The sequence below is a fragment of the Thermaerobacter subterraneus DSM 13965 genome, assembly GCF_000183545.2.
GTDB classification, from domain to species: Bacteria; Bacillota; Sulfobacillia; order Thermaerobacterales; family Thermaerobacteraceae; genus Thermaerobacter; species Thermaerobacter subterraneus.
In genome coordinates, this window is the sequence record NZ_JH976535.1 from 334,759 (window position 1) to 358,660 (window position 23,902).

The 23,902-nt window shown below is 74.5% G+C and carries 22 protein-coding genes; all 22 read left to right on the forward strand.

The genetic code is table 11. The annotated features are described in order from the left end of the window. The first annotated feature begins 113 nt into the window (after positions 1–113). The gene (gene dnaJ / locus THESUDRAFT_RS01620) at positions 114–1,313 is read left to right on the forward strand and encodes a molecular chaperone DnaJ (RefSeq protein ID WP_006902954.1); all 1,200 of its coding nucleotides are present in this window, start codon (positions 114–116) and stop codon (positions 1,311–1,313) included. Between the two features lie 24 nt (positions 1,314–1,337). Further along, complete coding sequence (locus tag THESUDRAFT_RS01625) at positions 1,338–2,402, forward strand: 50S ribosomal protein L11 methyltransferase (RefSeq protein ID WP_006902955.1); 1,065 nt, start codon at positions 1,338–1,340, stop codon at positions 2,400–2,402. Between the two features lie 25 nt (positions 2,403–2,427). Beyond that, positions 2,428–3,186, forward strand: a complete 759-nt coding sequence (locus THESUDRAFT_RS01630; RefSeq protein ID WP_006902956.1) for an RsmE family RNA methyltransferase — start codon at positions 2,428–2,430, stop codon at positions 3,184–3,186. Between the two features lie 257 nt (positions 3,187–3,443). Then, positions 3,444–4,724 (forward strand): D-alanine--D-alanine ligase family protein, encoded by a 1,281-nt coding sequence (locus THESUDRAFT_RS01635; protein WP_006902957.1) that lies wholly within the window; start codon positions 3,444–3,446, stop codon positions 4,722–4,724. Between the two features lie 126 nt (positions 4,725–4,850). After that, complete coding sequence (locus THESUDRAFT_RS01640; RefSeq protein WP_006902958.1) at positions 4,851–5,195, forward strand: histidine triad nucleotide-binding protein; 345 nt, start codon at positions 4,851–4,853, stop codon at positions 5,193–5,195. Positions 5,196–5,253: 58 nt separating this feature from the next. Next, a complete protein-coding gene (gene rpsU, locus THESUDRAFT_RS01645; protein WP_006902959.1) occupies positions 5,254–5,433 on the forward strand; it encodes a 30S ribosomal protein S21 in 180 nt (59 codons plus the stop codon). A gap of 173 nt (positions 5,434–5,606) precedes the next feature. Continuing rightward, a complete protein-coding gene (locus THESUDRAFT_RS01650) occupies positions 5,607–6,065 on the forward strand; it encodes a GatB/YqeY domain-containing protein (RefSeq protein WP_006902960.1) in 459 nt (152 codons plus the stop codon). Between the two features lie 112 nt (positions 6,066–6,177). Beyond that, complete coding sequence (locus tag THESUDRAFT_RS01655) at positions 6,178–7,674, forward strand: NfeD family protein (RefSeq protein ID WP_006902961.1); 1,497 nt, start codon at positions 6,178–6,180, stop codon at positions 7,672–7,674. Positions 7,675–7,908: 234 nt separating this feature from the next. Next, entirely contained in the window at positions 7,909–8,910 is a 1,002-nt protein-coding gene (floA, locus tag THESUDRAFT_RS01660; protein WP_006902962.1) for a flotillin-like protein FloA, read from the forward strand. 114 nt (positions 8,911–9,024) lie between these two features. Continuing rightward, entirely contained in the window at positions 9,025–10,089 is a 1,065-nt protein-coding gene (locus THESUDRAFT_RS01665; RefSeq protein ID WP_156821673.1) for a hypothetical protein, read from the forward strand. A gap of 196 nt (positions 10,090–10,285) precedes the next feature. Further along, positions 10,286–10,717, forward strand: coding sequence for a YabP/YqfC family sporulation protein (locus THESUDRAFT_RS11965; protein WP_006902964.1), 432 nt, complete (start codon positions 10,286–10,288; stop codon positions 10,715–10,717). Beyond that, positions 10,714–12,033, forward strand: coding sequence for a sporulation protein YqfD (gene yqfD / locus THESUDRAFT_RS01675; protein WP_006902965.1), 1,320 nt, complete (start codon positions 10,714–10,716; stop codon positions 12,031–12,033). Before THESUDRAFT_RS11965 ends, yqfD begins: the two co-directional genes overlap by 4 nt. Before the next feature lie 98 nt (positions 12,034–12,131). Continuing rightward, on the forward strand, positions 12,132–13,292 hold the full coding sequence (locus THESUDRAFT_RS01680; protein ID WP_006902966.1) for a PhoH family protein: 1,161 nt from the start codon (positions 12,132–12,134) through the stop codon (positions 13,290–13,292). Positions 13,293–13,340: 48 nt separating this feature from the next. Continuing rightward, on the forward strand, positions 13,341–15,641 hold the full coding sequence (locus THESUDRAFT_RS01685) for an HD family phosphohydrolase (protein WP_006902967.1): 2,301 nt from the start codon (positions 13,341–13,343) through the stop codon (positions 15,639–15,641). Between the two features lie 85 nt (positions 15,642–15,726). Beyond that, positions 15,727–16,260: an rRNA maturation RNase YbeY gene (gene ybeY, locus THESUDRAFT_RS01690; RefSeq protein ID WP_006902968.1), complete on the forward strand. Its 534-nt coding sequence runs from the start codon at positions 15,727–15,729 to the stop codon at positions 16,258–16,260. Beyond that, a complete protein-coding gene (locus tag THESUDRAFT_RS11970; RefSeq protein WP_006902969.1) occupies positions 16,257–16,817 on the forward strand; it encodes a diacylglycerol kinase family protein in 561 nt (186 codons plus the stop codon). The genes ybeY and THESUDRAFT_RS11970 overlap by 4 nt, the downstream gene beginning before the upstream one ends. Positions 16,818–16,958: 141 nt before the next feature. Further along, a complete protein-coding gene (locus tag THESUDRAFT_RS01700) occupies positions 16,959–18,176 on the forward strand; it encodes a DUF3048 domain-containing protein (RefSeq protein WP_006902970.1) in 1,218 nt (405 codons plus the stop codon). 25 nt (positions 18,177–18,201) lie between these two features. Beyond that, positions 18,202–19,239: a GTPase Era gene (gene era / locus THESUDRAFT_RS01705; RefSeq protein ID WP_006902971.1), complete on the forward strand. Its 1,038-nt coding sequence runs from the start codon at positions 18,202–18,204 to the stop codon at positions 19,237–19,239. A 9-nt stretch (positions 19,240–19,248) separates the two neighbouring features. After that, the gene (gene mgtE, locus THESUDRAFT_RS01710; RefSeq protein WP_006902973.1) at positions 19,249–20,697 is read left to right on the forward strand and encodes a magnesium transporter; all 1,449 of its coding nucleotides are present in this window, start codon (positions 19,249–19,251) and stop codon (positions 20,695–20,697) included. Positions 20,698–20,789: 92 nt separating this feature from the next. After that, positions 20,790–21,656 (forward strand): DNA repair protein RecO, encoded by an 867-nt coding sequence (recO, locus tag THESUDRAFT_RS11975; RefSeq protein ID WP_006902974.1) that lies wholly within the window; start codon positions 20,790–20,792, stop codon positions 21,654–21,656. Positions 21,657–21,684: 28 nt separating this feature from the next. Next, entirely contained in the window at positions 21,685–22,272 is a 588-nt protein-coding gene (locus tag THESUDRAFT_RS11980; protein ID WP_006902975.1) for a DUF4342 domain-containing protein, read from the forward strand. 665 nt (positions 22,273–22,937) lie between these two features. Then, positions 22,938–23,867 carry a glycine--tRNA ligase subunit alpha gene (gene glyQ, locus THESUDRAFT_RS01725; RefSeq protein WP_006902976.1) on the forward strand — a complete coding sequence of 310 codons (930 nt, stop codon included), beginning with the start codon at positions 22,938–22,940 and terminating at the stop codon, positions 23,865–23,867. Positions 23,868–23,902 lie beyond the last annotated feature (35 nt).

Genomic DNA, 23,902 nt, shown 5'->3' on the forward strand with positions numbered 1-23,902 from the left:
TCGCCCCGGACCATGGAGCCGGCCGGGGGCCGGGCTGGGGTAGGGGCGGTTCGGCCGCCCGGCCGGCCGGGGCACCGGCCCGGGCGCCTGCCCGGTGAGGGAGGAGGTGCGGCGTGGCAAAGGACTACTACGCGATCCTGGGCGTGTCCCGGGACGCCTCCCAGGAAGAGATCAAAAAGGCCTACCGGCGGCTGGCCCGCCGCTACCACCCGGACGCCAACCCCGGCGACCCCGAGGCAGAGCGCCGGTTCAAGGAGATCAACGAGGCGTACCAGGTCCTGGGCGACCCCGAGAAGCGAGCGGCCTACGACCGCTTCGGTACCGCCGAGGGGCCGGCGGCCGGCGGCTGGCCGGGCGGCGCCGGCGGCTGGCCGGGCGGCGCCGGCGGCTTCGGCACCGCCGGCGGCCCGGGCGGCGGCTTCGGTCCCTTCGGCGGCTTCGGCGACTTTGACGGCTTCGGCAACTTCGGCCTCGGCGACCTGTTCGACGCGGTCTTCGGCGGCGGGCGGTCGGCGCGGCGGGGCGGCCCCGCGCGGGGTGCCGACCTGGAGATGGAGCTGGAACTCACCCTGGAAGAGGCCGCCCGCGGCGGCCGCCGGGAGATCCGGGTCGAGCGGCCGGAGGAATGTGCCGCCTGCCGCGGTACGGGCGCCGAGGGCGGCCGGCTGGTGAGCTGCCCCCAGTGCGGCGGCAGCGGGCAGGTGCGTACGGCTCGGACCACGCCCTTCGGCCAGTTCGTCACCGTCCAGACCTGCCCGCGCTGCGGGGGGGCGGGGCGGCTGGCGGCGGCGGCGTGCCGGGCCTGCGGCGGCCGGGGCGAGGTGCCCCAGCGCCGCACCCTGGAGATCGACATCCCGGCCGGGGTCGACGACGGCATGCGCCTGCGCCTGCGGGGCCAGGGGCAGCCCGGGCGCCGCGGCGGCCCGCCGGGCGACCTGTACGTGCGCATCCGCATCAAGCCCCATCCCGTCTTTCGGCGGGAGGGCGACGACATCGTGGCCGAGGTGGCCGTCGGCATGGCGCAGGCCGCCCTGGGCGCCCGGCTGCGGGTCCCCACCCTGGACGGCGAGGAGGAGCTGCTGGTGCCGCCGGGCACCCAGCCCGGCGAGGTGATCCGGCTCAAGGGCAAGGGCATGCCGCGGCTGAGGGGGAGCGGCCGGGGCGACCAGCTGGTCCGGGTGCGGGTGGAGATCCCCCGGCGGCTTTCCGACCGGGAGCGGGAGCTCTTGCTGGAACTGGCCCGGCTGCGGGGCGAGACCGTATCGGACGAACGCGGCCTGTTCCAGCGCATGCGGGACGCCTTCAACCTGTAGGCAGGACCGGACGGGGGGTTGCCGGTGCGCTGGCTGGAGATGGTGATCGACGTACCCGCCCAGGCGGCCGAGGCCGCCGCCGCTGCCCTGGTGGAGATCGCGGGCTCCGGCCTGGTCTGGGAGGATCGCGACGGTGCCGTGCGCCTGCGGGCCTACCTGCCCGAGGAGGGCTTCGAGGAGCGGTACCGGCAGCTGGGGGAGCGGTGGCGGCGGGTGCGGCAGGTCTTCCCGGCCGTCGGTCCCTGGGCGCCGGCGGTGCGGGCCCGGGACGAGGCCGAATGGGCGGAGGCCTGGAAGGCCTACTTCAAGCCTTTGCCCGTGGGCCGGCACCTCCTGGTGGTCCCCGGCTGGCTGCGGGATCAGGTGGACCCGGGTCCCCGGCTGCCCCTGGTGCTGGATCCGGGGACGGCTTTCGGCACGGGGCAGCATGCCTCCACCCGCCTGGCCCTGGAGCTTTTGGAGGAGGTGCTGGTACCGCCGGGGGGAGAGGGGAGCTCGGAAGCCCCCGCCGGTCCGGCGGCCCCGCCCCACGGCGCGGGTGGTGCCGGCGCGCCGGTCGCAGGCCCGGAGCCCGCCTCCCTCGGGGGTACCGTGCTGGACGTGGGCACGGGGTCGGGCATCCTGGCCATCGCCGCCGCCCGGCTGGGTGCCCCCCGGGTGCTGGCCATCGACATCGACCCGGTGGCCGTGCGGGTGGCCGGGGAGAACGCCGCGGCCAACGGGGTCGCGGAGCGGATCGGCCTGGCTTGCGCGACGCCGGCGGGCCTTCGCCAGGTGCCACCCGCCGGGTGGGCCGGCCACCTGCCCGCCGCCTTGACCGTGGCCAACATCACCGCCGAGGTGCTGTCCGGAATGGTGGCCGACCTGGACGCCCTGACCCGGCCGGGCGGCACCATCATCCTTTCGGGGCTGCTGGAGGGCGCGGCCGGCACGGCCGTCCTGGAAGAACGCTGCCACGACCGCGGCTGGCAGCTGGAGGAGCGGCGCCGGGCCGAGGGCTGGGAGGCCTGGCGGCTGCGGCGGCCCGGCGCCACGGCGCCAGAAAAGATTGCCGGGACGCCGGCCGGTTCGCCCTCCGGGGCGCAGTAGGAGCGGGAAGGCGGAAGGAAAGGGCATGTTCGTCCCCCACGTCTTTGTCGACCGCGAGCTGGCCCCTGGTGCCGCGGCGCCTCTGGCTGCCGACGACGCCCACCACCTGCTGCGCGTCCTGCGCCGCCGTCCCGGCGATCCCGTGGTGGCCGTCACGCCCGCCGGCCGGCGGTGGCTGGGCCGGCTGGCGCCGGGCTCCCCGCCCCAGCTGGAGGCCCGGGAAGAGCTGCCCTCCAGCGAGCCGCCCGTCGCCGTCACCCTGGGACAGGGCCTGCCCAAGGGACCCAAAATGGAAGAGGTGATCCGGCACGGCACGGAGGTGGGGGTCGCCCGCTTCGTGCCCGTCCTGGCCGCCCGCTCGGTGAGCCGCCCCGGGGAGGCAGGCGCCGCCCAGCGGGTCCAGCGCTGGCAGCGCATCGCCCGGGAAGCGGCCCGCCAGTCCCAGCGCTCCGCCGTGCCGCAGGTCGAACCGCCCTGTTCTCTGGACGGGCTGCTCTCCCGGGGGGAGGCATGGGACCTGATCCTCATGCCCTGGGAGGAAGAGGAGGCCCGGGGCCTGCGGGAGGAGCTCGAGGCCGCCGCCGCTGCCTGGGGACGCCCGGCCGCCGGCCGGCGGGTGCTGATCCTGGTGGGGCCGGAGGGCGGTTGGGACGCCGGGGAGGTCGAGGCCGCCCGGCGGGCCGGCGCCCGGGTGGTCACCCTGGGGCCCCGCATCCTGCGCACCGAGACGGCGGGGGTCCTGGTGGCCGGCCTGGTGCTGCACGTGCTGGGTGATCTGGGTTAGGCCCGCCGGGCCGCCGAGGGACGGGTCGGCGAAGGCCGCGACGGTCTCCAGGGTGGGACCCCGGCAGGCGATGGCCGGCCCTTTGCTGCATAGATACCATTGAATCGATACCATCGGGCGAGAAGCCGCAGGGCCGGCGACAGGCCGCGGTGCCCGGCTGGCCCCGTACCGTTGGTGCCGCCCGGAAGCCTTCCGGCCGGAGGCGCCTCTGCCGGACACCGTGCGGCCGCGGCAGGCTGCGGAAAGGCGGGGAAATCATGCAAGAACACGCGGCGGCCCCCCAGGGCGGCGGGCCCGCACCGGCCCCGCGTCGCCAGGACGGCGGAAGGACCACCGGACCGGCCGCGGCGGGCCCGGGGGCCGCACCCGGGCCGCGCCGGCTGCGGGTGGGCATCCTGTTCGGCGGCCGGTCGGGGGAGCACGAGGTCTCCCTGATGTCGGCCCGGTCCGTCTTCGAGGCCATGGACCGGCGGCGGTTCGAGCCCGTGCCCATCGGGATCACCCGGGAGGGGCTCTGGATCCTGCCCCACGATGCGCCGGGCCTGCTGAAGGCAGGGCGGGGGGTCGAACCCGGCGACGGCATCCCCCTGGCTGTGGTGCCCGGCCCGCAGGGCTCCCGCCTGCTGCTGCTGGAGGCCGGCGGCGGAGCCGGTTCGTCCGCAGCCGGAGGGGCCGGGGAGGACGGGGCGCCCGTGCAGGGGCGCCGGCTCGAGCCGCTGGACGTGGTCTTCCCCGTGCTGCACGGCACCTTCGGCGAAGACGGCACCGTCCAGGGGCTTCTGGAGCTGGCCGGCATCCCCTACGTGGGGGCCGGCGTCATGGCCTCGGCCGTCGGCATGGACAAGGCGGTCATGAAGGAGCTTTTCCGGGCTCGGGGCCTGCCCGTGGTGCCTTTCCTGGTGGTAACGGCCGCCCGCTGGCGGCGGGAGCCGGCGGCGGTGCTGGACGCCATCGAGCAGTCCCTGGGCTACCCCTGCTTCACCAAGCCCGCCAACCTGGGGTCCAGCGTAGGCATCACCCGCTGTCCCGACCGGGTCGCCCTGGAGGCCGGCCTGGCCGAGGCCTTCGCCTACGACCGCAAGGTGGTGGTCGAGCGGGGCGTCGACGCCCGGGAACTGGAGATCAGCGTGCTGGGCAACGACGACCCCGTGGCCTCGGTGCCGGGCGAGATCCGGCCCCGGGACGCGTTCTACACCTACCGGGCCAAGTACACCGAGGGCGGATCGGAGCTCATCGTACCGGCCCCGCTTCCGCCCCGGGTGGTGGAGGAGATGCAGCGGCTGGCCATCGCGGCCTTCCAGGCCATCGACGCCGCCGGCCTGGCCCGGGTGGACTTCTTCCTCGAGCGGGCCACGGGACGGCTGCTGGTCAACGAGATCAACACCATTCCCGGCTTCACCGTCCTGAGCATGTACCCCAAGCTGTGGGAGGCGGCGGGCCTTCCCTATCGCGACCTGATCACCCGCCTCATCGAACTGGCGCTGGAGCGGCATGGTGAACGAGCCCGCCTCCGGACAACCTATGGAGACGGGGAATGAGGTGCCCCGCGAGAGGGGCAGGGGGCGCCCGGGAGGCTCCGCCAGGCAGCTGAAGGACCCGGGCCCCCGTGTGGCGAAACTGGCTTTGATCCCGCCGGCGGGAGCAAGGACAGGGAGGTGAAGCCCGTGGCGGATTGCCTGTTCTGCCGGATCGTCGAGGGGCAGTTGCCCGCCGACAAGGTCTACGAAGACGAGCACGTCCTCGCCTTCCGGGACATCAACCCCCAGGCGCCGCAACACGTCCTGGTGATCCCCAAGCGGCACATCGCCTCCCTGAACGAGGCGGGGGACGACGACGTCCCCGTGCTCGGGCACCTGCAGCGGGTGATCCCCGAGGTGGCCCGCCGGGTGGGCGTGGCCGAGAGCGGGTACCGGGTGGTGGTGAACACCGGGCGCGATGCCCTGCAGACCGTCTTCCACGTGCACTACCACGTGCTGGGCGGTCGCACCTTGCAGTGGCCACCCGGCTGATGGCTCCCTGCGGCCACCCCGGTGGCCGGAGGTCGTGGCTGGGAAGGAGGGATCCGGGGTGGCCGAGATCAAGCGCCGGGAAAACGAAACCCTGGACGACGCCCTGCGCCGGTTCCGCCAGGCTTTGCGCAAGGCCGGCATTCTCGGCGAGGTGCGCCGGCGCGAGCACTACGACAAGCCCAGCGTCCGCAGGAAGAAGAAGAGCGATGCCGCCCGCCGCCGCCGGCGGAGCCGCTAGGGCCGCCCAGCGCCCGGAGGCTCCGCCCGGGACCGCCGTGACGGCCCGATCGCGCCGTGACGGTCGGGTCTTCCAAGACCGGTGCAAGACCGGCGGTTCCTCGGGAGGCGACGCCGCGGTGAGGAGCCCGGGGCGGGCACCCGGGGCGGCGGGACGGCGGGGGAGGTCTTCCCATGTCCCTGAAGGAGCGCCTGGAACAGGACATGAAGGAGGCCATGAAGGCGCGGGAGGCGGGCAAGACCCGCCTCTCGGTCATTCGCATGGCCCGGGCTGCCATCAAGAACGAGGAGATCGAGCGGGGACATCCCCTCAGCGATGACGAGGTGCTGCAGGTCCTGGCGCGGGAGAAGCGCCAGCGCCAGGAGGCCCTGGAGGAGTACCGCCGGGCCGGCCGGCAGGACCTGGTCGAGCAGATGGAGGAAGAGATCCAGGTCCTGGCGTCCTACCTGCCCGAGCCGCTGACCGAGGCCGAGCTCGCCCTGCTGGCGGAAGAGGTCATCGCCCAGGTGGGCGCCCGGGGGCCGCAGGACATGGGCAAGGTCATGGGTCAGCTGATGCCCCGCATCCGCGGCCGGGCCGAGGGCAGCGAGGCCAGCCGGATCGTGCGGGAGCTGCTGAGCCGGATGAACTAGCTGGGTGCGGTGTGCCGGTCGCCACGCCCCAGACCCGCCGGCAGGCACCCGCCGGGCCGGCAGGGCGCGGCCGGTCGCACCGCATGGGGGAGCCCGGGGGAGGCAGGCTCAGGTGGTGAACCCGAACCGGTTCCGAACGGTCCTCTTGCGGGTGGCCGGCCTGCTGGCCCTGCTGGCCGCCCTGGCGGCCCACGGGCTGGGCGGCGGCCCGCCAGCGGCAGCCCAGCAGGCGCCGCCCGCCAGCGGCCCGCCCCAGCGGGTGCTGGTCATCCCCGTGCGCGGCAACATCGAACCCGGCCTGGCCCGCTTTGTCCGCCGGGGGCTGGAACAAGCCCGCCGCAGCGGGGCGGCGGTCCTGCTGGAGATCAGCACCTTCGGCGGCCGGGTGGACGGGGCCACCGAGATCCGCGATGCCGTGAACGCCGCCGCCGCGGCCGGGGTGCCCGTGGCCGCCTGGGTTCCCGACCGCGCCATCTCCGCCGGAGCGCTGATCGCCATCGCCGCTCCCTCCCTCTACATGGCGCCCGACGCCACTCTGGGCGCCGCCGAGCCGCGTCCCGCCGACGAGAAGACCGTCTCCTACGTCCGCGCCGAATTCGAAGCCGCCGCCCGCAGCCGCGGCCGCGATCCCCAGGTGGCCGCCGCCATGGTGGACAAGGACGTGGCCGTCCCCGGCCTGGTGGAGCGTGGCCACATCCTCACCCTCACCGGCGAGCGGGCGCGGGAGATCGGCTTCATCGAGGGATTGGCGGCAAGCCGCCAGGCCGCCCTGGAGGCTGCAGGGTGGGGCGGCCTGCCCGTGGACGAACTGGTCCCCACCGCGGCCGAGCGGGTGGCCCGGTTCGTCACCGATCCCGTGGTGGCGCCGATCCTGCTCTCCCTCGGCATGGCGGGCCTGGTGGCCGAGTTCTACGTCCCCGGTTTCGGCTTCCCCGGCATCGTGGGCCTGTTGAGCCTGGCCCTTTTCTTCGGCGGCCACCTGCTGGCCGGCATCGCCGGGTGGGAAATCCTCCTGCTCTTCCTCGTGGGCGTGCTGCTGCTGGCGGTGGAGCTGCTGGTGCCGGGCTTCGGCGTGTTCGGGGTGGCCGGTCTGCTGGCCATGGGCGCGGCCATCGTGCTGGTGACCGGGGACCCCGTGCGGGGGTTGCAATCCCTTTTGATCGGCCTTGCCGTGACCACCGGTGTGCTGGTCGTCCTGGCGCGGGTGGCCGGCCGCAGGGGCCTCTGGCGCCGGCTGGCCCTGCCCACCCGCCTGGGGGAGGCCGAGGGCTTTCGCGCCACGGCGGAAGACGCGGCGCTGGTGGGGATGGCAGGAACGGCCCTCACCCCGCTGCGACCGGCGGGGACGGCGGCCATCGCCGGGCGGCGCGTGGATGTGGTGACGGAAGGGGAGTACCTGGCCGCCGGGACGCGGGTGGAGGTGATCCGGGTGGAAGGGCGCCGGGTGGTGGTGCGGGCGGCCGGACCCGACACCGGTCCGGGGGGTTCCGGGGAGGGGGGGTCCGGGGAGGCGGCCCCTGGCGCCGCGGGCGGTTCCGGTCCCGTCGCCGGTTCCGGTGGCAGCACCGCTGCCGGCTCGGAGGCCGGAGAGGCGTCCCATGGGGACTAGGGTGCCGCGATCCCGGGCGGTGCCGCTGCAGGCTCTGGCGGCGGGCAGGGCGCCCCGGGGCAAGCAGCTTTTGCGCCGGTACCCGGGCCGTCGCCTAGGGCCGGCCCCCGGCCGGGGGCCTGGCCAGCGGCAGCGGGCAGCCGGTGAGGGCGGGAGACCGGCGGCCACGGCCGCCGGTGCGAGGAACCCAGCCGCCGGGCGGCGGCAAGGGCGAGGCAAGGGGAGGGGACGACCATGGATCTTTCCTGGCCGGTTCTTCTGGTGAGCATCGGCCTCATCCTGGTGGGCCTGACGGTCCTGTTCAGCTTCATTCCCGTAGGGCTCTGGATCTCGGCCCTGGCGGCAGGGGTGCGGGTGCCCATCATCACCCTGATCGGAATGCGGCTGCGCCGCGTTCCACCCCACCGGATCATCAACCCGCTGATCAAGGCGGACAAGGCCGGCATCGACGTCAGCCTGGACAAGCTGGAGGCCCACTATCTGGCCGGCGGCAACGTGGACCGGGTGGTCGACGCCCTGATCGCCGCCCAGCGGGCGGAGATCCCGCTGACCTTCGAGCGGGCCGCGGCCATCGACCTGGCCGGGCGTGACGTGCTGCAGGCGGTGCAGGTCAGCGTCAACCCGCGGGTGGTGGAGACGCCCGTGGTGGCCGCCGTGGCCAAGGACGGCATCGAGCTGCGGGTCAAGGCCCGGGTCACCGTGAGGGCCAACATCGACCGGCTGGTGGGCGGCGCCGGCGAGGAGACCATCATCGCCCGGGTGGGAGAGGGCATCGTCACCACCGTGGGCTCCGCGGAAGATCACAAGGCGGTGCTGGAGAACCCGGATTCCATCTCCCGGGTGGTGCTCAACAAGGGGCTGGACGCAGGCACGGCCTTCGAGATCCTGTCCATCGACATCGCCGACGTGGACGTGGGCCGCAACATCGGCGCCCAGCTGCAGATGGACCGGGCGGAGGCCGACAAGAACATCGCCCAGGCCAAGGCGGAGGAACGCCGCGCCATGGCGGTGGCCGCGGAGCAGGAGATGCGGGCCAGGGTCCAGGAAATGCGGGCCAAGGTGGTCGAGGCCGAGGCCCAGATTCCCCTGGCCATCGCCGAGGCTTTCCGGCAGGGCCGCCTGGGCGTGTTCGACTACTACAACCTGCGCAACCTCCAGGCCGATACCGAGATGCGCGCCTCCCTGGCGGGCGGTCCGGGCCAGGACGAAGGGGTGCCGCCGCGGCAGGATACGTGAGCCGGGCGGCTGCCCGGGCGCCGGCGGCCTTTTTGGCGTCCGGGGCTGCCGCTTCCGGCAGGGCGCGACGCCGCGCCGGTTCCTCCGGGTTCGGGCGCCGGGAGGTGGGCGGTGGTGAACGGCTGGTTGGAGTGGCTGCTGGAATCGGGAATCAATCTGGCCATCCTGCTCGCGGTCCTGGCCAGCGTGGCCCGGGGTCTGGCCGACTTTTACCGGAAACGGCCGGGTCAAGGGACCGGGCCGGCACCGGACCGCCCCGCGGCCGGACGGCGGGAGCCCCCGGCGCACCAGGAGCCCGGGAGAGACCTGGCGCCGCCCGGGCCGCAGCCGTCGCCGCCCCGCGGGCTGGGGGAGCCGGGCCGGGCGGAAAGCCCAGGATTCCCGGCTGCCCGGGGCCGAGGGGACGGCCCGGACGGTGGGCCTCCGGGGCACCGTCCCCCCGCTGCAGCAGGGGCCCCGCCACCGCGGGCCGGCCGCCCGCAGGTGCCGGCCCAAGGGCCCCGGACCGGTCCCCGGCGGGGCCCCTGGGGCGACCTCTGGGGTGACCTCTGGGGTGACCTCCTGTCCCAGCTGGAAGACCTGCTCCGGGAAACCGACGTCGCGCTGCCCCAGGACGAACCCGGGCGGGCCCGGCCGCCGGCCCGCAGCCGCCCGGAGGGGGGCGAGGCGGCGCAGGAACACCGGCCGGCAACCGGCCGGGCGGGCACCGGCGGCAGAGGTTCGGAGCGGGCGGGCGGTGAAGGACGGGCCGGCCGGGAGGGGGTGCCCGGCGGTGAGGGCCTCTGGGGCGGCGAGGGCAGCCCCGGCAGGGAGGGCCTGCCCGGCGGCGAGGGAAGCCCCGGCGGGGAGAGCGGGCCCGGTCGCGAGGGCCGGCTCACCCGGGAGGGGCTTGCCGGAAGGCACGCGACGGCCGCCCGGCCGGCCATCCGGGCCGGCACCGGGACCTCGGCCGCCCCGGGCGGTCCGGCGGCCGCCGCCACGGGGGATGGGGGTGCCGCGCCGGGCCCGGCCGCTTCCGGCCGGCAGGGACCCCTGCCGCCGGCGGCCGCGGTCGCGTTGATGGCGCCGGCGGCCCGCCGGGAAGCCTTGCGCACCGCCTGGATCTGGACGGAGGTGCTGGGCCGGCCCCGCGCCCTGCGCCCGTGGACGCCGGAACCCCCTCTTCGCCGCAAGCGGTGACGCCCGAACTTCCGCGAACGACTCAGGTCCGGCAGGGGCCGCGGTGACGCCGCGGCCCCTGCCGCGTTGCCCGGGGAGAGCCGGTGGCCGCCGGCAAGGCCCCCGACCCCGGTGCGGGGCCGTGACCTGCCCATCATATCGCTCCGTCCCCCGCCGTAACCTTCACCGGAGGCTTGTGCACGAAGGAGGCAGCGCCTTGGCGCGGGACGGGCGCGGGGGCGGAGCAGGCGGAGGGGTCGCCGGTGGGGAGGGGTGGCGCCAGTGGCTGGCGGGCCTGGAGGACTCCCTTGCCGGTGCCCTGGAACTGCCGCGGGATGCGGTGCGCAACCTTCCCCGCATCACCTTGCTGGGCGGGCTCGAGCTGGTGGTTGAGAATCACCGGGGAGTCCTCTTGTTCGGTCCGGGCCGGGTGCTGGTGGCCGTGCCCGGCGGCCGCCTGGAGGTCACGGGCCGGGAGCTGGCCATCGGCCGGATCGACCGGGAACAGCTGTGCCTGCAGGGCCAGGTGGAACAGCTGCGCTTCCTGCCGGTGTCCGGCGGCGGGGAAGAAAGCGGCAGGGCCGGGCCCCGCAGGACGGGCGGCTTCTCCGGCAGAGGCGCCTCCCGTCCGGGAGGGAAGGCCCGGTGACCCGAGGGCTGTGGCAGTTTTTGCTGGGTGCGGTGGAGGTGACCGTCAGCCCCTCGCCTCGGGGCCGCCGGTTCGTCCCCCTGTCCAAGCGCCGGCCGGGGGATCCCGCCCCGGCACCGGGTGACGATCCCGGCCTGCCCCGAGCCGGGCCCGAGGCCTTTCTCAACCTGGCGGCCGCCCGGGGGCTGGTCCTCTGGCGAGTGCGCCGGCGGGAAGACGGGTCCCTGCGGGGCTGGGTGGCCGCCGGCCAGGTGGGTGGCCTGCGGCCGGTGGCCCGGGCCGCCCGCTGCCGGGTGCGCTTCGGCCGGCGGGTGGGCTGGCCCTTCCTGTGGCGACGCCTCCAGCGGCGAAGGGTGCTGCTGGGAGGCGCCCTGGCGACGGCGCTGCTGGTCTATTACCTGTCCGGTGCCATCTGGTTCATCGAGATCCGGGGCCTGGAACACCTGCCGGAGGCCGTGCTGCGGCAGGAGCTGGCCCGGGCCGGGCTGCGCCCCGGGGTGCGCCAGGCTGCCATCGACCTCCGCCAGCTGGCCGAGCGGCTGCCCCTCGAGGTGCCGGGGGTGGCCTGGGTGGGCATCACCCGTTACGGCGTCAAGGTCGTGCTGGATGTGGTGGAAAAGGATCCCCCGCCGGCCGTGCCCGCCGACCGCCCGGCCCACGTGGTCGCCCGCCGGCCGGGCGTCGTCGTCCAGATCATGGCCTTGCGGGGTGAGCCGGTGGTCCAGCCCGGCCAGGTGGTGAAGGCCGGGCAGATCCTGATCCGCGGCGCCTACCTGCCGCCGCCTCCCGCCGATGCCGCCCGCGGCGGCCGCCCGTCCCCGTCCCCCAGCCAGGGCAAGCCGGTGGCCGCCCTGGGCCGGGTGCTGGCCCGGACCTGGTACAGCGAGTACCGCGAGGTGCCCCTCGAGCAGACCCGGCCCGTGCGCACGGGACGCGCGTCGACCCGAATCGTCCTGCGTATCGGATCCTGGCGCCTGCCGGTATACTGGCAGCGGGGGGATCCCGGCCGCTACGAGGTCGAGCGCCGGGTCCTGGTGGCCATCCCCGGGTGGAGGGATGGCCCGCCGCCTGTCGAACTGCTCAGGGAAACGCGCCACCAGGTGGTGCTGGCCCGGCATGTGCTGACCCTGCAGCAGGCGGTGCGGCTGGTGGAGCGGCAGGTGGTGGCCCGGGTGACCGCCGGCCTGCCGCCGGGAAGCCGGGTGGTGGCGGTGCGCAGCCAGGTGGTGCAGCAGGGCGCCGGGTTCGCCGGGGTCCGCACCACCGTCGAGGTGATCGAGGATATCGGCGTCCAGCGCCCCTTTCAGCCGCGGTAGGCGGTGCGCCCCGGGCGGGATGGGCCGCGGGGCTGAGCCTGCCGGGCGCGGGGCGCGGGAGGACCTCACCCGGTGCACGAAGGAGGGCGATGGGCTCATTGCCCGATGCGCGGCAGCCCAACGGTGCGGCGCCGCCGGCCGCCGAAGGCCACGTGGCCGTGATCGACCTGGCGGACCACAGCGAAGCGCTGCAGCTCTTCGGGCGCGGGGACCAGAACCTGCGCCTGATCCAGGACAGCTTTCCCGTGCAGATCGTGTCCCGGGGTGATCACATCCGCCTGCGCGGCCGCCCCGAGGAGGTGCGGCAGGTCGCCACGCTGTTCGAGGGCCTTCTGCAGCAGGTGCGGCGCGGGGTGGCCCTGGGGCCCGAAGACGTGCGGTACGCCATCCAGCTGGCGCGGGAGGGGCGGGCCGAACGCATCCCCGAAGTGACCGACGACGTCATCGTGACCACGGCCCGGGGTAAGCCGATCCGCCCCAAAACCCTGGGCCAGCGCCGTTACGTCGAGGCCATCCGCGAGAACGGCATCGTCTTCGGCATCGGTCCCGCGGGGACGGGCAAGACCTACCTGGCCATGGCCGTGGCCATCGCCAGCCTTAAAGCCCACCAGGTGGCCCGCATCATCCTGACCCGGCCTGCCGTAGAGGCCGGTGAGAAGCTGGGCTTCCTCCCGGGCGATCTCCAGGACAAGGTCGACCCTTACCTGCGGCCCCTGTACGATGCGCTGTGGGACATGCTGGGCGTCGAGACCTTCCAGAAGTACATGAACCGGGGCCTGATCGAGGTGGCTCCCCTGGCCTACATGCGCGGGCGTACCCTGGACGATTCGTTCATCATCCTGGACGAGGCGCAGAACACGACCCCCGAGCAGATGAAGATGTTCCTCACCCGCCTGGGCTTCGGCTCCAAGGCGGTGGTGACGGGCGACGTGACCCAGGTCGACCTGCCCCGGGGGCGCCACTCGGGCCTGGCCCACGTCCAGCAGGTCCTCAAGGGCATCGAGGGCATCCAGTTCGTCTACCTGACGGAGCGGGACGTGGTGCGCCACCCCCTGGTGCAGCAGATCATCCTCGCGTACGAGGCGTACGAACGCCAGGAAGAACAGGCTGCAGCCGGCCGCGACGGGACGCACCGGGAGGGGGGAGCGGCGCCGCCGGCGGGTGCCCCTGGGGAAGGGCGCCCCAACGGTGGGCAGGGTGCGGGCGAGGCGGCCGGCCGTCCTGGCGCCGGGATGCCGGCCCAGCAAGCCGGGCGGTGAGCTACCGCCCGTCCACCGCGAGCGACGCCTGTGCCGGGAGTGGACAAGATGGACGGAGGTTTTGCCGGCCTGGGGCGGTGGCTTGATCGCCACCTGGGCGAGCAGTGGCGGGAGCCCCAGGTGCGGCGCTTCATGTGGAGTGGCCTGTTCTTCCTGTGTTTCACGCTGCTGCTGGCCACGGCGGTGGCGCCGGCCCAGGTGCGGGTGCGGCCCGGCCAGGCGGCTCCCCGGGATCTGGTGGCGCCCAAGCAGCTCATCGACCGCCCGGCGACGGAACGCCTCCGCCAGGAGGCGGCCCGGGCCGTCCCCGACCAGTACCAGGAGGACGATTCGGCCGCCGAGCAGGCCCGGCGGGACCTGGAGGCCGCCTTTGCCGCCGTGGCGGCCGTGCAGGACGCCATGGCCCGGCGGGACCAGACAGACGGCCAGGGTGCGCCGGCGGAGGCCGCCCCTACGGCTGCGGATCGCACCCGGCTGGAAGAGCGGCTGGGCTTTTCTCTACCGGCGGAGGTGGCGGACGCCGTCCTGGCGGCCGGCAAGGGCACGCTGGAGGCCATGCGCCGCGACCTGTGGACGCTGGTGCGGCGGGAGCTGGACCAGGGGATCAAGGAAGACCAGCTGGCCGCCACCCGGCTGCGGCTGGGCGAGGAGATCGAGAACCTGGACTACCCCCAGCCCCTGCGGCAGTTCATGCGCCAGGTGGGCAGCCGCGTGCTGCGGCCCAACCTGATCTTCGACCGGGAAGGCACCGAAGAGGCCCGGCGCAGGGCCATGGAACAGGTCGATCCGGTGGTCATCGTCCCCGGCGAGGTCATCGTGGAAGCCGGGGAAAAGGTGACGGAAGAGGACATGGTCCGCCTGCGGGACGCGGGCCTGCTGCAGGAAGATCCCTGGGACCTGGCGGGCATCTGGGCGGGCACGGGCCTGCTGGTGCTGCTGGGCATGGCGGCCGGGGGCGCGTACCTGGCCACCTTTGATCGCCGGGTTTACGAGGACGAACCGCGGTTCGTCCTGTTCGGCCTGGTGCCGGTGATCACCCTGGTCTTCGCCCGCCTGCTCCAGCCCGTGTCGCCCTACCTGATGCCGGTGGCCACGGGACCCATGCTACTGGCGGTCTTGCTGAACCCTCGTACGGCCCTGGTGGCCGCCATGCTGCTCTCCGTGGCGGTGGGGGTGATGGCCGGCGACGGCCTGCGGTTCGGCATCGTGACCTTCCTCGGAGGGGCGGCGGCAGCCTTTTCCGTCTCCCGCCTGGGGCACCGGTCCGACTTCATCCGCGCCGGGGCCATCATCGCGGGCGTCAACGTGGCGTCGACCCTGGCCCTGGCCCTGATGTTCGGCAGCCCGCCCCTCACCGGGCTCGAGGTCTGGAAGCAGGTGGGCTGGTCGGCCTTCGGCGGGCTGCTGGCGGCCATTCTCACCATCGGCCTGCTGCCCTTCCTGGAGAGCTTTTTCGGCCTTGTCACGCCGGTCCGCCTGATCGAACTGGCGAACCCCAACCAGCCGCTGCTGCGCCGCCTGCTGGTGGAGGCGCCCGGCACCTACCACCACAGCCTGATGGTGGCCAACCTGGCCGAGGCGGCGGTGGAGGAGATCGGCGGGAACTCCCTGCTGGCGCGGGTGGGAGCCTACTACCACGACGTGGGCAAGATCCGGCGCCCCTACTTCTTCATCGAGAACCAGTTCGGGGGCGAGAACCCCCATGACAAGCTGTCGCCTAACCTCAGCGCCCTGATCATCACCGCCCACGTCAAGGACGGCGTCGAGCTGGCACGGCAGCACGGCCTGCCGGAAGAGATCATCCGGTTCATCCGGGAGCACCACGGGACCACCAGGGTGGAATACTTCCTGCGGCGCGCGCAGGAGATGGGTGAACCGGACCAGGTGCTCGAGGGCAACTTCCGCTACGACGGCCCGCCCCCCACCACCCGCGAGACGGCGGTGGTGATGCTGGCCGACGGGGTGGAGGCGACGGTCCGGTCCCTGGGACACCTGACCCCGGGCCGCATCGAGCAGGTGGTGCGCAAGATCATCAAGGACCGCCTCAACGACGGCCAGCTGGACCGGGCCGACCTCACCTTCCGCGACCTGGACCGGATCGCCAGCACCTTCGTCCGGGTCCTGACGGGGATCTTCCATCACCGCATCGAGTACCCCGAGGTGGTGCTCAAGGAGATGGAGCGGGCCCGGCGCAAGGAAGGGCCGCCCTCCCGGACCGCGTCCCGGCCACCCCAGACCCCGGAGCCGGCCGCGCCGGAGCGGGCCGCGACGGGAGCGGATGACCCGCCGGGACCGGCCGCGGGAGCCGGCGGTCCCGGCGGCTCCCGCCCCCCGGACGGCGGCGACTGAGGCCGGGCAGCTGAGATCGCAGGAGAGGGGCGTCCGGCCGGCCTGGGGCGGCCCGGCCGGAGGCAACGAAGCAGGAGGGAACGGGATGCACCAGGATGGCGGCGCCGTGCCGTCCCAGCCCGTGCTGGCGATGGACAACCACCAGGACCGGCTGGCCGTGCCACCCCACTGGGATCGCCTCCTGCCGGCGGTGGTGGGCCGCCTGCTGGCGGCCGAGGGCCTTGGGGTCCCCGTGGAGATCTCCCTCACCTTCGTCGACGACGTGGCCATCCAGGAACTCAACCGGCGTTACCGGGGCAAGGACGCGCCCACCGACGTGCTCTCCTTCCCGCAGCTGGAACCGGACGAGGTGGCCGCGCTGGTGCGGGCGCCGGCCGTCCCCGCCCAGGTGGCGCCCGGGCCGGAGCCGGTGCCCCTAGGTGACGTGGTGATCTCCCTGGAGCGGGCGGCGGCCCAGGCCCGGGACTACGGCCACTCCCTGGACCGGGAGGTGGGCTACCTGCTGGCCCACGGTGTGCTTCACCTGCTGGGCTACGACCACCCCGACGCGGAGCGCGAGCGGCGCATGCACGAGAAGGCGGAAGCGGCGCTGGCCGACTGCGGGCTGAGCCGGCCATGACAGGCGGCCGGCGGCCCAGCTTCGGCCGGGCCGGCACCCTGGCCGAGTCCTTCCGCTACGCGTGGGCCGGCTTCCGCTGGATCTGGGCCACCGAGGCCAACATGCGCCTGCACTTCGCCGCCGCCACGCTGCTCTTCACCGCCGCCTGGTGGCTCGGGGCCGCGTCCTGGCAGTGGGCCGTCCTGATCCTGGCGGCCGGGATGGTCATCCTGCTGGAGTGGCTCAACACGGCCATCGAAGGGGCGGTGGACCTGGCCACGGAGGAGTTCCGGCCCCTGGCCGGCCGGGTCAAGGATGTGGCCGCGGGGGCCGTGCTGGCGGCCGCCCTGCTAGCCACCCTGACGGGGGTGGTGGTGCTGGGTGAGGGGCTGCTGCAGCTCCCCGGCCTGTTCCTGGCCCACGCCCGGGAAGCGCCCTGGCGGCTCTGGCCCCTTCTCCCTGCGCTGTATTTCGCCGTGAGCTCCCTGGGCGTCCGCCGGGCGACCCGGGACGAGCCGGTTCCCCGCCCCCCTGCGCGGGACCGGCGGCGGGCAGCGGCCCGCCGGCCGGCCCGGTAGGCTGGCCCTGCCGGGCCGGCCCCCGCCGCTCGCCGGTTGCCGCCAGGACCTGCCTGGGACCACCGCGGGTGCCAGGGGGGCCGCGCCGGCGGAGCCGCAAGCGGCCATCCCATTCCAGCCTGACGGGAGGAGGAGACACCCTTGCCGCCGTCACCGCGCGAGCCATCCCTGCCGCCGTCGCCGGAGCGGCCCGGTCGCCGGCCCGCCGTACCGCCCCTTCACCCCGGCCGGCGGCTCGTCCCGGGCCCGGTCCTGGCCCTGGCCCTGATGGTCCTGGCCGGCGTGGCACTGGTCGCGTGCAGCCGGCCGCAACCGGCCACGGTCCCGACCTCGCCACCACCCCCCGGACCGGCCGAACCCGCCCCAACGCCGCCCGCGGCGGTGAACCCGCTGACGGGCCTGCCGCTGGACGATCCGGCCCTCCTGGAGCAGCGCCCGATCCTGGCCAGCATCGACAACCATCCTGACGCCCGCCCCCAGGCGGGACTGGCGGCGGCCGATCTGGTGTATGAGGTGCCGGCGGAAGGCGGCATCACCCGCCTGCTGGCCCTGTTCGTCACCCAGCGGCCGGAGCGGGTGGGGCCCGTGCGCAGCTCGCGCCACTACTTCCTGGACCTGGCGGCCGAATGGGACGCCCTGTACGTCCACGCCGGGGGCAGCCCCCAGCACTATGCCCGCATCGGGGCCAGCGGCCTGGATGACCTGGACGGCGTCCGTTCCGATCCCCGGGGCGGGGGGCGGCGGGTCTTCACCCGGGACAACCGCCGGGCGATGCCCCATAATCTTTATGCATCCTTGCCGGTGGCCGTGGCGGCTGCGGAAGAACGCGGCTGGGCCGTCACGGCGCAGCCGCCGGCCGCCCCCTTCACCTTCCTGGACCCCGGAGCCCGTCCGGCGGGCCAGGAGGTAGAGGAACTGGTCGTCCACTGGCCCGGCTGGCGCCAGGGGTGGGTGCGCTACCGGTGGACGGGGCAAGGCTTCCGGCGGGAGACCGCCTTCGGCCCCCATGCCGCGGAGGAGACCGGGCAGCCCCTGGCGCCGGCGAGCCTGCTGATCCAGTTCGTGCCGTCCCGGCCCATCGCCGGCGATGCGGCCGGGCGGCTGGACGTGGACGTGACGGGTTCCGGGCGCCTGCTCATCGCCACCGGCGGGCGGTGGCGGGAGGGGCGCTGGGAGAAGCCGTCGGCCGCCGCACCCACCCGCTGGCTGGAGGCCGGCGGCCAGCCCGTGACCCTGGTGCCCGGTCCGGTCTGGGTCCACCTGGTTCCCACGTCCACCCGGGTGGAGATCCAGGGGCCGGACCAGGGGCCGGACGCCGCCGGCGAAACGGACAACCGCCAGGCGCCGGCGGGCAACTAGCCCGGGCAGAGAGGAGGGATGGCGCATGACAACCGGTGGACCGGGGCAGGAGTCGCCGGCCCCTGGCCGGGCCGGAGCCGCCGAGTCGCCCCGCGAGCCCCACGAGCGCCGGCCGGACCTGCCCGGCGCCCCGGGCGGGCCGGGCGCCCATCCCGCCCCGGGCGCCCGCGCCCAGGGTTTCCGTTCGGGCTTCGTCGCCCTGATCGGCCGGCCCAACGTGGGCAAGTCGACCCTGCTCAACCAGCTGATCGGGCGGAAGATCGCCATCATGTCCGACAAGCCCCAGACCACCCGGACCCGGATCCTGGGGGTGCTCAACCGGCCCGGGGCCCAGCTGGTCTTCGTCGACACGCCGGGCATCCACAAGCCCCAGCACCTGCTGGGCGAGCACATGGTCCAGATCGCCCGCCGCACCCTCCAGGAGGTGGAGGCCGTCTGCTGGCTGGTGGAGGCTCCCGACCGGGAGCCGGGGCCGGGTGACCGGTTCATCGCCGAGCAGCTGGCCGGTCTCAAGACGCCGCGGGTCCTGGTGGTCAACAAGATCGACCAGGTGGCCCCGGGGGAGGTGCCGGCCATCGCCGCCCGCTTTGCGGAGCTGGGCACTTTCGCCGCGGTCCACCCCGTCTCCGCCCTGCACGGGGTCGGCGTCGCCGAGCTGGTCGGGACCCTGGAGGGCCTGCTGCCGGAGGGGCCCCGGTTCTTCCCCGAGGATATGGTGACCGACCAGCCCGAGGCCCAGATCATGGCGGAGCTCATCCGGGAGCAGATCCTCCACCTGACCCGGGAAGAGGTGCCCCACGCGGTGGCGGTGCAGATCGAAAAGGTGGAACGCCGGCCCAACGGGGTGGTCTACGTGCCCGCCACCATCTACGTGGAGCGGGAGGGGCAGAAGCGCATCCTGATCGGGGAGCAGGGCCGCATGCTGAAGGAGATCGGGCGCCTGGCGCGGCTCGAGATCGAGGCCCTGCTGGGCTCCCGGATCTACCTGGACCTGTGGGTCAAGGTCAAGCCCGACTGGAGGAACAAGCAGGGCGCCCTGAGCAATTTCGGCTTCCACCAGTGAGGTGGTCCGGTGGCGCAGTCGGAAGGGAACGGGCAGCAGAGACACCGGAACGCACCGGCCGCCCCCGCCCAGCAGGGGCGGCGGAATCCACCGGCCCGCCCCGCCACCGCCGGCGCGGCAGCTCCCTGGCAGGAGCAGCTGGCCCGGGCCGTACAGGACGGCGATGGGGCGGCGGCGGGGCGGCTGGCCGGCGAGCTGCACCCGGCGGACCTGGCCGAGTTCGTCCTGAGCCAGGAGCCGGCCCTCCGGGCCCGGCTGCTGGGGTGGCTTCCGCCGGAGCAGGCCGCCCTGGTGGTGGAGGAGCTGCCGGCGCCGGTCCAGTCGGAGATCCTGGCGGTCCTGGACCGCCAGCGGGCCGGGGCCGTCCTGGAGGAGATGTCCAGCGACGAGGTGGCGGACCTGCTGGGCGAACTGCCGCCCCAGCGGGCGGTCGACCTGCTGAGGCTGCTGCGCGACCGGGAAGCGGCGGACGTGCGGTCCCTGCTGGCCTACCTGGACGACACCGCCGGCGGCCTGATGACCACCGAGTTCGTCGCCCTGCAGGACGACCTTACCGCCGCCGAGGCCATCGACGCCCTGCGCCGGCTGGCGCCCGACGCGGAAACGATCTATTACGTCTACGTGGTGGACCGGGAGGAGCGGCTGCAGGGAGTCCTCTCCCTGCGGGAGCTCATCGTGGCGCCGCCCGACACCCCCATCCGCCGCATCATGCGCACCCGCGTGGTGACGGTGCCGCCGGACATGGACCAGGAAGAGGTCGCCCGGGTGGTGGCCAAGTACGACCTGCTGGCGGTGCCGGTGGTCGATGCCGAGGGGCGGATCCTGGGCATCGTCACCGTGGACGACGTGGTCGACGTGCTGGAGGAGGAGGCCAGCGAGGACATCTACCGGCTGACCGCCACGCCCGAGGGGGCGGCGGCCGGCACCTCCTGGCTGCGGGCCCGCCTGCGCCTGCCCTGGCTGGTCGGCCTCTTGCTGGGCGAGCTGGTGGTGGCGAAGGTGATCCAGGGGTTCGAGGGCACCCTGGAGCGGGTGGCGGAGCTGGCCTACTTCATCCCCCTGCTGGCGGCCACCGCGGGCAACGTGGGCACCCAGTCCCTGGCCACGGCGGTGCGGGGGCTGGCCACGGGGGAGATCGAGCGCGGCGAGGCGCTGGGGGTGCTGGGGCGGGAGCTGCAGGTGGGGTTGCTCCTGGCGCTGGTGCTGGCGCTGACCAGCACCGGCCTGGTCTACGCGGTGCTGGGGAACGGCGCGGTGGCGGTGACGGTGGGGACGGCCATGGGGCTCAACACCCTGGTGGCGGCGGCCATCGGCGTGGTGGTGCCCCTGGCCCTGCACGGGTTGCGGGTCGACCCGGCCGTGGCATCGGGCCCCTTCGTCACCACCACCCTGGACGTGGTGGGCACCCTGGTGTACTTTCTCACCGCCACGTGGCTGCTGTTCCGCGTCGCGGGCTGATGGCGGGCCGGGCGACCCGGCGCGGAGCGGCCCTCGTGGTGCCATCCCAACCGGGCCCCACGCAGCCCGCCCGGGGCGGGGAGGTGGGCGGCATGCCCCTCTACAGCGTGGAAGGGATCGTGCTCAGGACCCGGGAGTACGGCGAGCGGGACCGGCTGGTCACCCTGGTGGACCGGGACGGGACCCGCCGCACCGTGCTGGCCAAGGGGGTGCGCCGCCCGCGCAGTTCCTTGGCGGCCGGGGTGCAGCCCTACACCTACAGCCGGTTCCTCCTGTGGAAAGGGCGCTCCCTGGACGGGGTAAGCCAGGTCCAGGTGCTGGACGCCCACGCCGGCCTGCGGGGGAGCCTGGAGGCCCTGGCGGCCGCCGCCTACGTGGCCGAGCTGGCCGAGGCGTTCACCCACGAAGGGGCACCGAGCCCCGGGGTCTTCCCCGTACTGCTGGCGGTGCTGCGGGGGCTGGCGGCGGCCCCTGCCGACCGCGTGGCCCAGGGGCTCTGGCTGCGCCATGCGGAGCTCCGGCTGCTCGATCTGGCCGGCCTGGGCATCCAGCTGGAGGCCTGCCAGGACTGCGGGCGGCCCCTGGTGCTGCCGCAGGGGCGCGGCGCGGGGGGTGGCCCGCCCGCCCCCGCGCCCGGGGAGGGGGCCCTGCCCGCGGGTTACAGCGCCGAGATGGGCGGCGCCCTCTGCCGGAGGTGCCGGCCGGGCCGGCCGGCGGCCCTGTCCCTGGACCCCGCCACCTGGCAGGTGCTGCGCCTGGCCGGGCGGCTGAACCCCCAGCTGGCGGCCCGGCTGCGGCCGGCGCCGGCGACCCTGGCCCGGGCGGCGGAGGTGACCCAGACCCACCTGGTCTACCACCTGGGCCGGCCCTTTCGATCGGCCGGCATTTTGGCAATACTGGATGAAGCAGCGATGCCGCCGGCGGGGCCGCCGGCACCCGGGGCGAGCGCAGGCCGCTAGCCGGTCGTGACCCAAGGGGGTGGAGCGGGTGAGCGAGCTGGAGAAGATCGATATCCTGAGGGAGCGGGCCGGGGTCAGCTACCGCCGGGCCAAGGAGCTTCTGGACCAGTGCGGCGGGGACGTGGTGGAGGCCCTGATCCGCCTGGAGGAGGAGTCCCGCCGCAACACCTGGCAGGAGCGGATCCAGGTCCAGGGGGCCGAGCTGGTTGACCGGGTGCGGCAGCTGATCAACGAGGGTAACGTGCGCCGCATCGTCATCCGCAACCAGGACGGGCAGACCCTGGTGGAGCTGCCCGTCACCGTGGGCGCCCTGGGGGCGCTGCTGGCGCCCATGCTGGCGGTGGTGGGCGTCATCGCGGCCCTGGTCACCCGGGCGACCATCGTGGTGGAACGCCGCAACGACGGCACCGCCGGAGCCGGCCAGGGAACGGGCGGCACCGGGGGTGCGGGCCCGGCGGGGGCCGGCGGCTGGGGCGAGACCGGCACGGGCCCGGGTGCGGCCGGCGGCCCGGCGGGCGGCTATGGTGAGGGCGGCACCTACGGGGGCAGCGGCGGCTGGGATTCCCCGGGCGACGGGGCGGCGGGCGGGACCCAGGATCCGGGACCCCGCCATTGATGGGCGCGCCGGCCGGAGCGGGCCCCACCGCCGGGAGGATTCCACCCGGCGCCGCCGAATGGGGCCCTTCCGGGCGGCATCTGCAGGCGGAATGCCTGTTTTGCCGATATCGACGGAATATACGCAATCGACGACATTCACCTTGACCGTCCAGCCGGCGGGCGGGCCGGCAGCCAGGCTGCCGGCGGCCGGCCGGTCGTTGTCAGGCGATGAAGGGGAGGAGTACCCCGGTCCTTCCGGTGGCAGCGAGCCGGCGAGGGTGGAAGGCCGGCCCGGACCCCGGGGGAAGGCGCCCCTGAGCCCGCGGGAGGAAAGGCGGAGGCGGCGCAGGAGAGCAGCATCCCGGAGGCGGAGCAAGATGATGGGGATCATGGCGGCGCCCCGGGGCTGCGGAGGCCGTCCTCTGCCGAGTAAAGCCCGCACGGAGTGAGGTGGGTTTGCCGGGCTGCTCGCCTGCGGGGCGGGAAGCGGCGGCCGGTGCGGTGCCCGTCGAGGGGCGTGGCGGGCCCGGGGCCGGGTTCGCCCGCGGCCGCCGCCGGCGGGGGGTGCCGGTGGACCAATCAGGGTGGAACCGCGGGGGCCAGGGGCCGCCCGTCCCTGAGGGGGCGGGCGGCCTTCGATTTTCGTGCCCCATTCGACCTTTGTGCCGCAGGAGGGATGTCCCGGTGGACTTCCAGCAGATGATCCTCCGGCTCAACCAGTACTGGGCCGAGCAGGGGTGCGTGCTGGCCATGCCCTACGACGTGGAGACGGGGGCCGGCACCATGAATCCCCTGACCTTCTTCCGCGCCCTGGGCCCCGAGCCGTGGCGGGTGGCCTACGTGGAGCCGTCCCGCCGGCCCGCCGACGGGCGTTACGGCGAAAATCCCAACCGGCTCTACCAGCACTGGCAGTACCAGGTGATCCTCAAGCCGTCCCCGCCGGACGTGCAGGAGCTCTACCTGGGCAGCTTGAGGGCCCTGGGCATCGAGCCCCTGGAGCACGACATCCGCTTCGTCGAGGACAACTGGGAGTGGCCCAGCGGCGGCGCCTGGGGCCTGGGCTGGGAGGTCTGGCTGGACGGCATGGAGATCACCCAGTTCACCTACTTCCAGCAGGTGGCGGGTTTCGAGTGCAAGCCCGTGTCGGTCGAGCTCACCTACGGCCTGGAGCGCATCGCCACCTACCTGCAGGGGGTGGACACCGTCTTCGACATCCGCTGGGTCGACGGCGTGACCTACGGCGAGATGTTCCGCATGGCGGAGTACGAGCACTCGGCCTACAGCTTCGAGCATGCCGACGTGGACATGCTCCGCCGCTGGTTCGATGACGCCGCCCGGGAGGCCGGCCGCGCCCTGGACCAGGGCCTCGCCCTGCCCGGTTACGACTACGTGCTCAAATGCTCCCACCTGTTCAACGTGCTGGAGGCCCGCAACGCCGTCAGCGCCAACGAGCGCACCGCGCTGCTGGGGCGGGTGCGGGCCCTGGCCCGCAAGGCGGCCGAGGCCTACCTGGCCCAGCGGGAGCGGCTGGGCTACCCGCTGCTGCAGGCCGGAGCCTGGGGCGCCGGTCCCGCCCCCGCGGACGAACCGGCCTCCGGCCCGGCGGCGGGCTGATCCGGGCGGGTACCGGGGTTGACAGCGAAACTCGT